The organism is Streptomyces sp. 4N509B (assembly GCF_052245655.1).
In the GTDB taxonomy this organism is placed as follows: domain Bacteria; phylum Actinomycetota; class Actinomycetes; order Streptomycetales; family Streptomycetaceae; genus Streptomyces.
On record NZ_JBQQBZ010000008.1, the window covers coordinates 166,836 to 181,215 of the forward strand.

The window sequence follows — 14,380 nt, forward strand, 5'->3', positions numbered from 1 at the left end:
GCCCGGGGACCGGCGGTCGGTGACGAAACGGATCCGGGTGCAACCCGACGGGTGGGGTCGCGCGTAGAGGCCGTGTATCCCGAACACACCTGACCCCTGGGGGATCCCTTGACCACGTACCTCCCGCGCCGCCGGGCCGCCGCGCACTGCCTGACCGTCCTCGCCTTCGGCCTCCTGACCCTGACCGCGTGCAGCGAGGAGGGCGACGGGGAGGCGGCCGCCACGCCCACGGCGTCGGCGACGCCGACCGCGTCGGCCGACGGGACGGACCCGACCACCGAGGCGGGCGGCGAGGCCGACCCGGACGACACGGCGGCGTCGGACGGCGTGGCCCCGTGGGCCGGGACCAAGCAGTTCGCGCAGATCGAGGACGCCTGGACCAGCGACGGACAGACGTACCTGTCGGTGCGGCCCGCCGAGAAGGAGGCCCATGTCACCGAACACTTCGAGGCGTGGGAGATCGTCCCGGGCGAGGGGCCGTACACCGAGGTGGCCCTCGCCGAGGACGCCCAGGTGCTGCTGGCGGTCCCGCTCGGCGACGACGAGGCGACCACGCCGTACTCCCAGGCCGAGTTCGTCAGCCGGCTGACGGCCCAGTCGCCCTCGGAGCGCGTGCTCGTCGGATTCGACCTGAGCTTCGACGGCGAGGGGCGGGTGACCCGGCTGGAGTCGCTGTACCGATCCTGACCTTCCGGGCGGCCGGGGCCTCGACCGGGCCACGCCGTGCCGGGGTCCGGCCGCCGGCGAGGCACGACACGGCACCCATGCCTTCACGGAGCTTTAGGATCGAACGCGGCGCGATCGACGCGTGTCACGTCCTCACGAGGGCCGAGGCGGAGGCGAGGTGGGCGATGGATGACCAGCCGCGGGCCGTCACGGGAACGGTCAAGGCCAAGGCAGGGGACAGGGCGAGGGCCGGTGCCGGGGCCGGCACCCGTGAACGGATCGCGCGCGACGCCCCCGAGAGCGAGGTCCTGGCCCGGCTGGCGTTCCTCCAGCGCGCCGCCGGCAACGCCGCCCTGGTCCGTCACCTCAGGGCACCGGCCGGTCCCCCGGGGCAGGGCTCGGGGCAGGGCTCAGGGCAGCGCTCGGGCAACGAGGCTGCCTGAGCGTCCCTTCACACCACGGCGCGCCGCCGTGTACGACTGGCAGGAGCCCCAGCCGAGCCGCCACCGTGGCGAGGTCGTCGAGTTCTCCAGGAGCCACGTCCGTGCATTCCTTCCAGCGGGACAGCGGGTCGGCCGGTGACCGCGGGGCGGGCCCGGCCCGCGGTCACCGGCCGGTGTCGATGACGCAGGCCTGGGCCAGGCACCTGCAGCGCCTGGCCTCGGGTCCCGGCTCGGCCGAGGAGGCCGGCGCCGAGCGGGCCCAGATCCAGCGGGCGGAGGTGGACGCCGCCCTGCGCTCGCCGTCGCGACCGCTGGAGCCGGCGCTGCGCGACGAGATGGAACAGCGCTTCGACGGGGTGGACTTCAGCGGCGTGCGGGTCCACGACGGTCCGGCGGCCCGCAGCGCCGCGGCGGCGGTCGAGGCCAGGGCGTTCACCAGCGGCTCCCACATCGTCGACGGCGGCGGCCTGACCAGGAAGGACTGGGCCCACGAACTGGCCCACACCCTGGACCAGGCCCAGGGACCGGTGCCCGGCACGGACAACGGTGCGGGGCTGCGCGTCTCGCACCCCGACGACCACGGGGAGCGCAGGGCGGTCGCCGTGGCGGAGCGGGTGATGGCCGATCCGACGCCCGTCCAGCGCGCCGTTCCGGCGGCGGGCCCCGCCGCGGAGCCCCACACCCACCGTCACGCGGCGGGCCCGGGGACCGCGACGATCCAGCGGGTCGACACGAAGGCCCCCGCGGCGCCGGCCGAGGAGGCGGGCGACGCCGAGGCGGCGCGGATCATCGCCCGGCTGAGCAACTCGATCGAGCAGCACACCGTGCTCGACAAGATGAAGACCAAGGTCCTGGCGCCGGGCACGTGGTGGCCCGAGCAGTGGATGGTGGAGGGGCCGGCCCGGCTGCGCAAGACCCTCGACCGGCGGGTGATGCGCGGCGAGCCGTTCAACGACCAGGACCTGGCCGACATCCGGGCGCTCTCGACGATGAAGCCCGACTGGCTCGAGAAGGTGGGCATCGGCACCTACGAGGAGGCCGAGACGTACATCAAGGGGACCAGGGGCCAGTTCAAGAACTGGCTGAAGCTCCCCGCCGGCAGGCGGGTGCTGACCGCGACCCTGGCCGTCCGGGCGAAGCACCCGGCGGTACGCGAGGCGAGCGAGGCCCCACCGACGTCCCCGGACTACACGCTGGGGCGTTTCCTGACGACGCAGGCGCCCGGCGTCAGCCCGGAGGAGAAGCGCCTCCTGGAGGAGGAACGCGACGAGCAGATTCGCCGGACCGCCATCGACACGCTGCACCCGGAGGGCCTGCCGCCCCGTCGCCGGCACGCCCAGATCAACTCCCCGACCGTCGTGGAACACCTGCCGAAGGACCGCAGCGCCCGGGACCTCCTCACGAACGTGCTGCTCGTCCTGCGGCACGGGCTGCAACTCTACGACGACAAGCAGAAGAAGCACCTGCCCGACTACGAGAAGGACGTCATCCGGGCCCTGGCACACGGCGGCCGGGTCACCTTCCGCATCCCCGCCCTGGCCGAGGGCGAGTCGCCCCACGCGCTCACGGACTTCCTCGGCATCACCCAGCCGGTGCCGAACGAGCCCGGCAAGTGGCAGCCCACGGCCCACGTGACGCGCCGGTCCTTCGCCACCCACCGGGTGTCCATCACGGAGGGCAAGGGCGACGAGCCCGGCCGTTTCCAGGAGAAGGGCGAGCTGCCCGCCTCCCTGACGAACTTCGTCGCCCCGGCGGTCCCCGGCGTGGACACCGCGGAGCTGCTGGGCCACGACATATCCGGCGGCGGGCTCGCCTCCCGGGACTGGAACGGCGACATGGTCCTGCCGAACGGGTCCTGGGGCCACATGCTGATGGTCTTCCAGCCGCCGACCGCCACGAAGGTCGGCTCCCTGATGGTCGGCATCGAGACCATCGGACCGGGCGCGCCCAGCCCCGTGGGGTACGAGCACGACTTCACCTCCAGCGAGGCCACGGCCAACCCGGAGTCGGTCCTGCACGGCCACAAGGGCGACAAGATCGGCCAGGGCAAGCTCAAGGACAACCAGCGCCTCGTGGACCTCGCGGAGATGGGCTCCCGCCATCCGAGCGGGAACTGGCGCACGTTCCTGGACGAGATCAAGCAGGACTGGCGGAACCGGATCCTGTACACGGTGCAGGGGACCGAGGACCGCGAGGCCCTGTACCGGGAACTCGTCGGCCCCCGCGCGCGGTAGGGGTGGGGCGAACGTGCCCTGAACGCCGCCCCGCAGTCCCCGGCGGGGACGACGGGACAGCCTTCAGGACGGCGGCAGCCGTCCGGGGGCGTCGCCGACCATGCACATGTCGGCGACGAAGCAGGTCACACCGCCCCCCGCGTCGCGGCCGATCCACACGGGGTACGCGCCGTCGCCGTAGCCGCTGGGGTAGGCGATCAGGTTGACGCCGTCCTCGGTCATCGTGGTGATGCCGTCCTCGGTCTCCTCGAAGACGGCCCGCCCGTCCTCGTCCAGGCCCTCCGCCAGGGCCTCCCAGTACCGCGCGCAGAGGCGTTCGGCGGCGGACGCGTCGACGAAGCATCCGGTGCCGCCGTCGACACCGAAGCCGTAGAACGTCCCCGCGCGCAGCAGCCGGGCGTCCTGGCCGGGGAGGACGGCCATCTCCCACGTCGCCGTGGGAGCGCGGGATATGACCAGCCGGGCCGCCGCGACCATGGTGATCGCCCGCTGGCCCATCCCGCGCGGCGGGTGGGAGAGCCGGGCGACCTCGACCGGGTAGGTGCCCGGCGCGACCGACACGGTGAAGCCCGGCACCGGCTCGTCCCAGGTCGGGTCGCAGGCCGTCACCCGGCCGGTGGGCAGGTGCAGATCGCCCGCGGCGAGGGGCGGTGCCACGGTCCTGACGCTCCCTGGCGCGGTGTCGTCGGGGAACGTGGAGCCCGGGGTGAACAGTGCCTCCAGACCGCGCGGCGGGGTCACGCAGGGCGGCGCCCAGCCGGGAGCCACACCGCCTCCGGCCGGCGCCCGGTCCGCGGGATCGGGGTCCGGCACGTCGTGGAGGGTCAACCGGAGCGCCTCGCGCGGCCCGCCCGGCCGCGTCGCGCCGAGGAGACCGGCCCACGCGCCGAACTCCGGCACGGGCCACCACCGCTCGTGCTCGGGTATCCGCGCCGGGACGTCCGTGCGGGGACCGTGCGGCCCCTCGGGCTCCAGCCGCTGGTGGCCCCCGCCGCCGGGCTCCAACTCGGTCGTGGTCCGGCCGGCCTCCTCGCCGAACTCCTCGGTCTCCGGGGTGGGATAGTCCCACTCCGAGACGTGGCGCAGGAACAGCCGGTCCGGCTCCAGCCGCCGCAGGTCGCCCTCGCGCGTCCGCCGCCCGTACGCGTCGTAGTGCCACACGCCGAGAAAGCCCTGCGCCCCGGCCACGTGCAGCACCGCCTCCGGCTGCGGCCGGCCTGGCTCCCGCAGGACGACCGCGTACTGCTCGCCCGCGGTGTCCCGGGCCCTGGCGGTGTCCCTGCACAGCGGGCCCACCACGGCCCGCGCCACCGGGTCCCACGCCTCCCCGTAGGCGACCTCCAGCACGCGTCCCGCCTCGTCGCCCATCGCCCCGCCCTCTCACACGCCTCACTGGCGCGTCCACGCGCCGCACCCCACACTCCGCCCCCGATCATGGCGGTTCTCACTGACATCCCCGAGTACCACCGGCCTCCCAGGGCCTCGCAAGGCGCGGTCGCCGCCACCCCCGGGGCCCGAAGCCGCCGACCGTCACGACTCCGTGCCGGCGTCGAGGGCGCCGTGTTCGGCTGGCCCTCAGCCGCGGGTCGGCGCCCGACGGGCCAGGGTCAGCCCGTCGTCGACCGTCAGCAGCACCGCCTCGGTCCGGGCGTCGGCGGACACGTGGTCGTTGAACGCCCGCACCGCCGCCGCCCCGCCGGTGGCCGCCGGGTTGGTGACGGAGCCGCCGTAGAGCGTGTTGTCCACGACGATCAGTCCGTCGGGGCTCATCCGCGGCACCAGCTCCTCCCAGTACGCGACGTAGCCCTCCTTGTCGGCGTCGAGGTAGGCGAGGTCGATGTGCGGCTCCGCCGGCATGGCCCGCAGGGTGTCCAGGGCCGGGCCGACGCGCAGCTCGCAGCGGTCCTCGACGCCCGCCTTCCGCCACGCCTCGCGGGCGTACGCGGTCCACTCCTCGGAGACGTCGCAGGCGACCAGCTGGCCGTCCGCGGGCAGCGCCAGCGCCATGGACAGCGAGGAGAAGCCGGTGAAGGTGCCGATCTCCACGACGTGCCGCGCGCCGACGAGCCGCACCAGGAAGGCCAGCAGCGGGCCCTGCTCCCGCGCGGTCTGGAGGTAGGCGCGGTCGGGGAAGCGGGCCTGGGTGAGCTCGACGAGCTCCTGCTGGACGGGATGCAGTGGCGGGTTGTGGGCCAGGACGTACTCGTAGAGCGAACGGGTTTGCTCGGGCCGTGTGTCGTAGGCGGGAAGTGGCCGCACCAGCGCTCCTCGTGTCGGTCTGTCGAGCTGGGTCGAGTCGGGTTGAGTCGGGTTGAGTCGTGACCTGCCGAGTCGTGACCTGCCGAGTCGTGCCGGGCCGGCGGTCCGGACGCGGGGTCGGCCGCCGGTGCGTGGCGGGAACGCGTCACGGGTGGTGCGCGGGGACGCGCGCCCGCGGCCTCCTCGGCGACAACCCCAGGGTGTCGACGGGGTGCACCCCTCGGCCGATCGACGTCAGACCGTCCCGCACGGCGCGCGAGGCGATCTCCGTGGCCCGCCGGACCGCCTCGGGCAGCGGGTGTCCGTGCGCCCGCAGCCCGGCGATCAGCGCGGAGTGCGCACATCCCGCGCCGTGTTCGGCCCCGGTGCGGTGGGTCGGCCGGTCCAGGCGCACCAGCGACCGGCCGTCGGCGAACCAGTCCCCGTCGTGCGAGCCGCCGGACGTCACGACCGCGGCCCGCGCACCGAGCTCGACCAGGCGCTCGGCCAGCGTCCGGGGGCCGGCCGCATCGTCGCCGGTGATCAGCCGGGCCTCCTCCACGTTCGGCGTGACCACCTCGGCGACGGGGAAGAGCGCGTCGACCAGCGCGGCGCGGGCATGGGAGCCCGCCAGGTCCCCGCCGGCCGCGCTGACCATGACGGGGTCCACGACGACGGGCACCGGCAGCCCCGCGAGCCGGCTGGCGATGGCGGTGATGTGCTCCGCGCTCCAGGTCGTTCCCACCTTCACGGCCCGCACCGCGAAATCGGCCCGCACGGCGTCGAACTGCGCGCACACGAAGTCGACCGGCACGGTGTGTCGGCCCAGGACGCCGGTCGTGTTCTGCGCGGTCACGCCGACCACGACGGTCGCGGCGAAGCATCCGATGGCGGCCAGGGCCTTGATGTCCCCCTGGACACCCGCTCCACCACCGGAGTCGGACGACCCGATCGTGAGGCACACCGGGGGCGCCGCGTGGTCCGCCGCGTGGTCCGCCGCGTCGTCTCGCTCCCTTCGGGTCACCGCTCGGACCTCGCTTCCGTCGGTGCCGGCCCGCCGTCCCGCGCGGGGGCGTCAGGCGGCGCTGCGGGGGCGCGCGACGCCGAGGTGCGTCCGCGTGCGAGGTACAGCGCCGCCGGGACGACGATCGTCAGCACGCCCACCAGGGGGTAGGCGTTGACGATGAGCTGGTCCATGCCGGAGTAGTTCAGCGCGGCCTGTTCGCCGTACTCCACCCGCTCGACGGGGCTCAGCACGTACAGGGCCGCGAGCAGCCCGATCAGCGTGACGAGCCCGGCTCGCCAGGCGAGGGTCGCGGGCCGGGTGACCAGCAGGTGGAGGAGGAAGAGGAAGCCGGGGACCGCCCAGACCAGGTGGTGCTCCCACGCGACGGGCGAGATCAGCACCCCGGCCATCCCGACCGTCGCGATGGCCAGGAGCCTGTGGCCACGCCGTTCCGCGTGCACGGCGACCACCAGCGCGGCACCCACCGTCACCAGGGAGGCGGCGTACCACGCCGGCTCCAGGCCGTCCGGGGAGTGCGTCACCCGGGCCACCGCGCTGCGCAGCGACTGGCTGAGCGAGTTCTGTGGGTAGCCGTACCGGCTCGTGTCGAAGAACGCGTCGGTCCAGAAGTGCCAGGCCGCCTTCGGCAGGACCACGAGACTGAGCAGCACGGTGCCCACGAAGGTGGCCGTGGCGGTGACGGCCGCCCTGACGCGACCGGTGACCAGCAGGTACAGGACGAAGATCCCGGGCATGAGCTTGATGCCCGCGGCGACGCCGATCAGCACGCCCTGCCCCTTCCTTCCGTCACGGGCGAGGTCGCACATCACCAGGAACAGGATGATGAGGTTCACCTGGCCGAGCCAGAAGGTGTCCCACACCGGCTGGAGCCACATCACCGCGAAGGTGGCGCCGAAGGTGAGGGGAGCCCGCAGGGCGAGGTCGCGTACACCGAGCAGCCCGAGGGCGAACCACACGGCGCCCATCAGGCACGCGACGGAGACGAGGATCAACAGCGCCGCCGCGGCCGACAGGCTGCCCAGGGACAGGGGGACGACGAGGAGCGCGGCGAACGGCGGATAGGTGAAGTAGAGGCCCGACTGCTGGTCGGGGTAGGGGTTGTCACCCGAGGCGAACTCGGAGCCCGTCTCGCGGTAGACCTGCAGGTCCATCGCCCAGAAGGGGTCGTCGTTCATGACGAGGTAGGCGAAGGCGGTGAGCCCGAGGGCGACCGCGACTGCCGCGACGGCCCAGAGGGACCGCGTTCTGGAGGAGGGGATCGTCACCATGGTGGCGGTCACCTCCCCGCCGGGGAGGACGGCTGCTCGCGGAGGGCCCAGCGGTTCTCCACGAGCCTGGCGTACGGCGGCGGGAGCACGTCGAGGAGGTCGCGGTCGACGGTGCGCGCGTGGCGCCGTCGGGCGTGCGGCGCGAACAGCACCACGACGGCGGACCAGTGGGCGGGCAGGCCACGGGAGCCGACGGAGAGGGTGTGCGTGCCCGGCCGCGGGACGGGTAAGCCCATGACCTCTCGGCTGTGACATCCCCCGGGCGCGTTGACGAACTCGGGCGCCTGCCTGACCGCCAGCAGCTGGTCCGGAGATGCGGCTACGAAGGTGGGATACGTCGGGGGAGTGTGCACGAGACAGCTCCTTGTCGGCGGTCGTGGGTCAGCGACGCGGTGGGCGGCGTGTGAGGGGAGGGGGATCGAAGGAGCGGGCCTCACCCGGGAGTCGTCCCGGGTCCACCGGCTCGCTGTCCGGTGCGATCCTCACCCCACCTCCCCGTGCTCGCTCCTGCGGGCACGGTCGAGCCTTCCCGCCACCGCGAGCAGCAGCGCCTGCCGCACGAAGACCGCGCCCTCCGCCTGGCCGAAGTAGAGGTTGTGCGGGGTGCGGTCCAGGTCGGCGCCCAGCTCCTCCAGGCGAGCCAGTGGGTGCATCACCAGGGCGTCGGGCTTCAACGGCGTGTCGCCGTCGACGCGGAACGCGGCGTCGAGAACCTCGTACGTGTTGCCCACCAACGTCAGCGAGTTCTGGTAGACGACGTCGAATCGGGTGACGTGGCGCCGGAGGTCCGAGGTGTACACGAGGGGAACCGACGCGTCGCCCAGCGCCGTTTCGAGCTCCGCGTCGAGGGGGTGCGGATCCTCCGAGACCACGGTCACGTCCCGCAGTACGTGAGGGAAGTGCAACGCGCCCATCAGAAGGAAGCTGCGGAGCGCCCGCATCCGGCGGGGAGTTCCGATGAGCCCGAGCGATATCCGCCACTCGGGCCGCGGCCCCGCGTCACGCAGTTCCGGACGCCGCCGGAGTAACGCGTACCAGTCGGCCATCGCCTGCGTGGGATGCTCGCCACAACCGTTTCCGCCGTTGATCAGGGGAATGTTCAGCTGCGTGGCCCGGATCTCGTCCAGCGAGGCGTCGGACGGATGGCGGAGCACCACGACGTCGGCGTAGGAGTTCAGCATGACCCCGGTGTCCGCGAGGCTCTCACCCTTGTGGACGCTGCTGACGCGGCCGTCCGGCAGGCTGATCACCGCCGCGCCCAGTCGGTGCGCCGCGCTCTCGAACGACAGGCGCGTGCGCGTGCTGGGCTCGAAGAAGGCGGTGAGGACCACGACCCCGGACAGCGCCTGCGACGCGCGCCGCCGACCGATCGCCAGCTCCGACGCCAGGTCGAAGAGGGCCAGGAGCTGAGAACGCGTCAGCTCGCGTACGGAAAGGACGGACCCGCCCGCTAACCCGTACAAGGGCCAGTACGTGTCATCGTGAGGTGGCACAACGGGGGAGTCGGCGACATCGGCGGTAAACGAGGAGTGGGAAGGGCGCAGGGGCTGGACCACGGAGATACCTCCGGATTACGCCGGCTAGGCCGTGCAGTAACTCAACGGGACTGAGCAATCCGTGAAACAAAGGTGGGAACGGTGGGCACCGCCGCCAACCGACAACGCAGGCGCTGCGCAACGACGGCCAAGCATAGGTGACGGTGGCAGTCATGAGCAAGACCCGTGCATCGCGATCATTCGGTACAGATCGCAGGACTGCCGAGGTTTATGCGGAAGTCGGTGGTGGTAGCCTGCAATCTGAAGTCGCATGAGCGCGAATCGACACTTGCTGCCCTAACCTCTGCCGGTGCGACCGGCGATCCAGCAAGATCCGGCCCATACCGAGGGCAATCCCTGCCGTCATTCATGAGTGACATTGAGTGGTGCCATCCAGTAATCCGTTTTCCGAAGATTCTGGAGAAGATTCGCATGGAGAATTCCGGCGCGATCAGGAGTCCATTCCGGCGAGCCGTGGTCGCTGGTGGAGCGGGCTTCATCGGTTCTCACCTCTGTGAGCAGCTCATCCACCGGGGTGCCGAGGTCGTCTGCGTGGACAATTTCTTAACCGGGCGGCCCGAGAACTTAGCGCACCTCGCGAACAACCCCCGTTTCCAGATGGTGGAACGCGACATCACCTCGCCGTTCGACGTCGCCGGCGAGGTCGACGTGGTCTTCCACCTGGCGTCGCCCGCCTCCCCCCTCGACTACCTGCGCCTACCGTTACAGACCCTGGAGGCCGGCAGTACGGGAACGCGTCACGCGGTGGAGTTGGCCCACCGCAAGAACGCCAGGTTCCTGCTGGCCTCCACCTCCGAGGTCTACGGCGAGCCGCTCGAACATCCCCAGCGTGAGTCGTACTGGGGCAACGTGAACCCCATCGGTCCGCGCAGCGTCTACGACGAAGCGAAACGTTTCTCCGAGGCGCTCGTCACGGCCTGGCGACAGCATCGCGGCGTCGACGCCTCCATCGTCCGCATCTTCAACTGCTACGGACCGCGCATGCGGATGGAGGACGGCCGGGCCGTCCCGACGTTCATTCGCCAGTCGTTGTCCGGCGAGGCGCTCACGGTGGCCGGCGACGGCGCCCAGACCCGTTCCCTGTGCTTCGTCAGCGACACGGTCGACGGGATCCTCGCCCTGGCCGAGAGCGGCCACCCCGGTCCGGTCAACATCGGCGGCACCGAGGAGATCACCATCCTCGACCTGGCCATGATGATCCGCCGGATCTCCGGCTCGACCTCGGAGATCCGGTTCGTGGCCGCCCCGGTCGACGACCCCACCAGGCGGCGGCCCGACACCACGCTGGCCCGCTCCGCCCTCGGCTGGACGACCGAGGTCCGGCTGCGGGACGGGCTCGGGCGGACCATCGACTGGTTCACCAAGCAGCTGAGGCGGGCCGCGACATGAGCCGTCCCACCACGCCGGACGGGCGCGGCGCGGTCGCCGTGATCGGAGCGGGTCCCGCCGGCGCCACCGCCGCCTACGCGCTGGCGAAGAAGAACGTCGAGGTCCATCTCTACGAGGCCTCCCCCTGGGTGGGCGGCATGTCCCGATCACTGGAGCTGTGGGGTCAGACCGTCGACCTCGGCCCGCACCGGTTCTTCAGCAGCGACCCCCGGGTGAACCGGCTGTGGCTGGAGGTGGTGGGCCGGGACTACCAGATGGTGGACCGGCTCACGCGCGTCTTCTTCCGCAACAAGTTCTATCCCTATCCGCTCAAGGCCGCCGAGACGCTGCGCAACCTCGGCGTCGTCGAGGCCGCGCGCTGCCTCGCCAGCTACGCGCGCGAGCGCGTCACCCGGCGGCACTCCGCACACCAGGACGCCTTCGACGACTGGGTCGTCTCCCGCTTCGGGAAGCGCCTCTACCAGCACTTCTTCAAGACCTACACCGAGAAGCTGTGGGGGATTCCCGCGGGGGACCTCGACGCCGAGTTCGCGGCGCAGCGGATCAAGAAGTTCTCGCTCGGGGAGGCGGTCCGGGACGTCCTGCGGGGCGGCGGCTCGCAACGGCACGCCACCCTGGTGGACCAGTTCGCCTACCCCAGGCAGGGGACCGGCGTGGTCTACGACCGGATGGCCGCCCACGTGGCGAGCCACGGCGGCTCGGTCCACCTGAGGACACCGATCGACTCCCTGGTCACGACCGGGAAGCGGGTGCGTGGCGTCCGCCTGGCGTCGGGGGAGGTGCGGGAGTACGACGCCGTCATCTCCTCCATGCCGCTGACGCTCCTCGTCGGCCGGCTCGCGGACGTCCCGGACGACGTGCGGGAGGCGTGCGCGTCGCTGACCTTCCGCAACACGGTCCTCGTCTATCTCCAGATCGACGAGGAACACCTCTTCCGGGACAACTGGATATACGTCCACAGCAGCGAGTTGCGTACCGGGCGCATCACCAACTTCCGCAACTGGGCGCCGTCGATCAACCAGGGAAAGCCCCACACGATCCTGGCCCTGGAGTACTGGTGCTTCGACGAGGACGAGTTCTGGCGGTGGGACGACGCGCGCTACGTGAGCCTCGCCAAGGAGGAGATCGCGCGAACGAAGCTCGTGCGACCGGACCAGATCCTGGACGGGAAGGCGATCAGGCTGCCGCGCTGTTATCCCGTCTATCGACGGGGCTACCGGGAACAGCTCAAGGTCGTCGAGGACTTTCTCCGCGGCTACGAGAACCTGGAAGTCATCGGACGCTACGGCGCCTTCAAGTACAACAACCAGGACCACAGCATCCTCATGGGCATGTTGGCGGCGGAGAACGTGGCGGGCGACGGCGCGAGGCACGACCTGTGGGAAATCAACAGCGACTACGAGTACCAGGAGTCCTCGGCCATCACGGAGACCGGGCTGGTGGAGCATGAGCGGAAACGATGAGAACCGCCTCGAACGCCCCGCCGCCTCTCCCCGGCTGTGTTCTCCGCCACCGCCGAGTTCTCCCGAGCCCGTCGGGAGACCGACGCGCGTCCCGTTGCTGGACGTTCTCTTCCGCCGCCGGACGAGCGTCCTCGGAGTCCAGTTCTTCCGCTACCTGTTCGTCGGCGGAACGGCGGCCGTGGTCGACGTCACCCTGGTCTACCTCCTCACGTTCCAGGTGGGCGTGCACTACCTGCTCTCGGTGGCGGTCGCCTTCGGCGTCGGGAGCGTCGTCAACTACGTCGGCTGCGTCCTCTGGATCTTCCAGCCCGGGGCGCACAGGAAGCGGGAGTTCACCGCCTTCGTCGTCGTCGGCGCGGTGGGTCTCCTGCTCAACGAGACGACCGTCTGGCTGCTCCACGGCCAGGCCGGCGCGGCCCTGATGTCCGCGAAGATCGCAGCGGTGATCCTCGGCACCTTCTGGAACTTCACCCTCCGGAAGACCCTGGTCTTCAGGGAACAGTTGTTCACGAACTCCGCGAAGAACACGACCGGGAAGGGGGCCGGACGGTGAACGACGGCTCGGAAAGGATCCTCGTCACGGGAGGGGCCGGATACATCGGGTCCGTGGTGACCGCCCGTCTGCTGGCGGCGGGACACTCCGTGACGGTGCTGGACGACCTGTCCACGGGCTTCGCCGACGCGATCCCCGAGGGCGCGGAGTTCGTGAGGGGGACGGTGCACCGGGCCGAGGACGTCCTGGACGCCTCGTACTCCGCCGTCATGCACCTGGCGGCCAGCGCCGAGGTCGCCGAATCCGTCCGGACACCCGAACACTACTGGTGGAACAACACCCTGGGCACCCACGCCCTCCTGGCGGCGATGCGGCGGGCCGGCGTGCCCACCCTCGTCTTCTCCTCGACCTGCGCCGTGTACGGCGAGCCGCGGCACTCGCCCATCACGGAGAGCACCCCCACCGCGCCGATCAACCCCTACGGCGCGTCGAAGCTCGCGGCGGACCACATGATCGGCGGAGAGTGCCACGCCCACGGCCTGGCGGCGGTGTCACTGCGGTACTTCAACGTGGCGGGAGCGTACGGGCGGTTCGGCGAGCGGCACGATCCCGAGTCCCACCTGATTCCCCTCGCGCTCCAGGTGGCCCAGGGGCGCCGGCCCAGCCTGTCGATCCACGGCACCGACTACCCCACCCCCGACGGCACGTGCGTGCGCGACTACGTGCACGTGCTCGACATCGCCGACGCGCACCTGCGCGCCCTCGGCGTCGCGTCCCCCGGCAGACACCTGGTCTGCAACCTCGGCAGCGGCGAGGGCTACTCGGTGCGTCAGGTCGTCGAGGCCGTCCGGGAGGTCACCGGACACGCGGTGCCCGCCACCAGCGAGGGCCGACGCGGCGGGGACCCGGCCGTCCTCGTCGCCTCGGCCGAACGCGCCCGAGCGGAGCTCGGCTGGAAGCCGGAACGGACGTCACTGCCGCGGATGGTCCGGGACGCGTGGGACTTCGCCGGCCGCGCGGCCGAGGGAAGGCCACGACCCTGACGGCGGACACGACGCCGACAGCACCGTCAGCCAGGCGTTGACAACGGAGGAACCGACCGACATGACCACCAGCATCGGGACCGTCTTCGTCGCCGCGCCCTTCTGGGCCTACGTCGACAAGGAGACCGGCGCGTTCGACGCGGAGGCGTTCGAGGCGATCAACCGCGTTCTCGAACACTACGACGCCAAGGGCTGCGTCGTGCACAACGCGCACCGGCGGGAGAAGTGGGGCCGGGCGTTCATGGAGCCCGAGGAGTTCACGGTGCTCGACTACCAGCAGATCTGCTCCTCCGACCTCGTCGTCGCGGTGCCGGGCAGCCCGGCGTCGCCCGGCACCCACATCGAGATCGGGTGGGCGTCGGCCAACCGGGTGCCGACGGTGCTGCTCCTGGAGGCGGACAAGGAGTACGCCGGCCTGATCACGGGGCTCGGCGCGTTCGCTCCGGTGAGGATCCTCCAGTACACCGACAGGGTGGATCTCGACCTGCTCGACGCGGCGGTCGAGGAGGTCCTGGCGAAGGCGGCGGACCGGCGACGCAGCACGGTCGGATGAGCCCTCC

The 14,380-nt window shown here is 71.7% G+C and carries 14 protein-coding genes; 8 read left to right on the plus strand and 6 right to left on the minus strand.

Annotation, left to right across the window (positions count from 1 at the left end; translation table 11 throughout):
- Positions 1 to 108 precede the first annotated feature (108 nt).
- The 3 genes from ACTWP5_RS11380 to ACTWP5_RS11390 all read left to right on the plus strand — a co-directional run bounded on the left by ACTWP5_RS11380 (position 109) and on the right by ACTWP5_RS11390 (position 3,343).
- Positions 109 to 687 (plus strand): hypothetical protein, encoded by a 579-nt coding sequence (locus tag ACTWP5_RS11380; protein ID WP_443220725.1) that lies wholly within the window; start codon positions 109 to 111, stop codon positions 685 to 687.
- A gap of 164 nt (positions 688 to 851) precedes the next feature.
- The gene (locus ACTWP5_RS11385) at positions 852 to 1,109 is read left to right on the plus strand and encodes a hypothetical protein (RefSeq protein ID WP_443220726.1); all 258 of its coding nucleotides are present in this window, start codon (positions 852 to 854) and stop codon (positions 1,107 to 1,109) included.
- Between the two features lie 101 nt (positions 1,110 to 1,210).
- Complete coding sequence (locus ACTWP5_RS11390) at positions 1,211 to 3,343, plus strand: eCIS core domain-containing protein (RefSeq protein ID WP_443220727.1); 2,133 nt, start codon at positions 1,211 to 1,213, stop codon at positions 3,341 to 3,343.
- Positions 3,344 to 3,406: 63 nt separating this feature from the next.
- Here ACTWP5_RS11390 and ACTWP5_RS11395 read toward each other — a convergent pair whose 3' ends face one another.
- The 6 genes from ACTWP5_RS11395 to ACTWP5_RS11420 all read right to left on the minus strand — a co-directional run bounded on the left by ACTWP5_RS11395 (position 3,407) and on the right by ACTWP5_RS11420 (position 9,339).
- The gene (locus ACTWP5_RS11395) at positions 3,407 to 4,711 is read right to left on the minus strand and encodes a DUF4241 domain-containing protein (protein ID WP_443220728.1); all 1,305 of its coding nucleotides are present in this window, start codon (positions 4,709 to 4,711) and stop codon (positions 3,407 to 3,409) included.
- Positions 4,712 to 4,918: 207 nt separating this feature from the next.
- The gene (locus ACTWP5_RS11400) at positions 4,919 to 5,602 is read right to left on the minus strand and encodes an O-methyltransferase (RefSeq protein ID WP_443220729.1); all 684 of its coding nucleotides are present in this window, start codon (positions 5,600 to 5,602) and stop codon (positions 4,919 to 4,921) included.
- 145 nt (positions 5,603 to 5,747) lie between these two features.
- A complete protein-coding gene (thiD, locus tag ACTWP5_RS11405; protein WP_443220730.1) occupies positions 5,748 to 6,605 on the minus strand; it encodes a bifunctional hydroxymethylpyrimidine kinase/phosphomethylpyrimidine kinase in 858 nt (285 codons plus the stop codon).
- A complete protein-coding gene (locus ACTWP5_RS11410; RefSeq protein WP_443220731.1) occupies positions 6,602 to 7,876 on the minus strand; it encodes a glycosyltransferase 87 family protein in 1,275 nt (424 codons plus the stop codon). Before ACTWP5_RS11410 ends, thiD begins: the two co-directional genes overlap by 4 nt.
- An 8-nt stretch (positions 7,877 to 7,884) precedes the next feature.
- Positions 7,885 to 8,229 (minus strand): hypothetical protein, encoded by a 345-nt coding sequence (locus ACTWP5_RS11415; RefSeq protein WP_443220732.1) that lies wholly within the window; start codon positions 8,227 to 8,229, stop codon positions 7,885 to 7,887.
- 129 nt (positions 8,230 to 8,358) lie between these two features.
- Positions 8,359 to 9,339, minus strand: a complete 981-nt coding sequence (locus ACTWP5_RS11420; protein ID WP_443220733.1) for an aspartate/ornithine carbamoyltransferase family protein — start codon at positions 9,337 to 9,339, stop codon at positions 8,359 to 8,361.
- 504 nt (positions 9,340 to 9,843) lie between these two features.
- Between ACTWP5_RS11420 and ACTWP5_RS11425 the strand changes: the two genes are divergently transcribed.
- From ACTWP5_RS11425 to ACTWP5_RS11445, 5 genes are all read left to right on the plus strand, one after another.
- Positions 9,844 to 10,821 carry an NAD-dependent epimerase/dehydratase family protein gene (locus ACTWP5_RS11425; protein WP_443220760.1) on the plus strand — a complete coding sequence of 326 codons (978 nt, stop codon included), beginning with the start codon at positions 9,844 to 9,846 and terminating at the stop codon, positions 10,819 to 10,821.
- Positions 10,818 to 12,284, plus strand: coding sequence for an FAD-dependent oxidoreductase (locus tag ACTWP5_RS11430; protein ID WP_443220734.1), 1,467 nt, complete (start codon positions 10,818 to 10,820; stop codon positions 12,282 to 12,284). Before ACTWP5_RS11425 ends, ACTWP5_RS11430 begins: the two co-directional genes overlap by 4 nt.
- On the plus strand, positions 12,268 to 12,837 hold the full coding sequence (locus ACTWP5_RS11435; protein WP_443220735.1) for a GtrA family protein: 570 nt from the start codon (positions 12,268 to 12,270) through the stop codon (positions 12,835 to 12,837). Before ACTWP5_RS11430 ends, ACTWP5_RS11435 begins: the two co-directional genes overlap by 17 nt.
- The gene (gene galE / locus ACTWP5_RS11440) at positions 12,834 to 13,820 is read left to right on the plus strand and encodes a UDP-glucose 4-epimerase GalE (protein WP_443220736.1); all 987 of its coding nucleotides are present in this window, start codon (positions 12,834 to 12,836) and stop codon (positions 13,818 to 13,820) included. The genes ACTWP5_RS11435 and galE overlap by 4 nt, the downstream gene beginning before the upstream one ends.
- Positions 13,821 to 13,881: 61 nt before the next feature.
- Complete coding sequence (locus ACTWP5_RS11445; RefSeq protein ID WP_443220737.1) at positions 13,882 to 14,373, plus strand: nucleoside 2-deoxyribosyltransferase; 492 nt, start codon at positions 13,882 to 13,884, stop codon at positions 14,371 to 14,373.
- Positions 14,374 to 14,380: the final 7 nt, after the last annotated feature.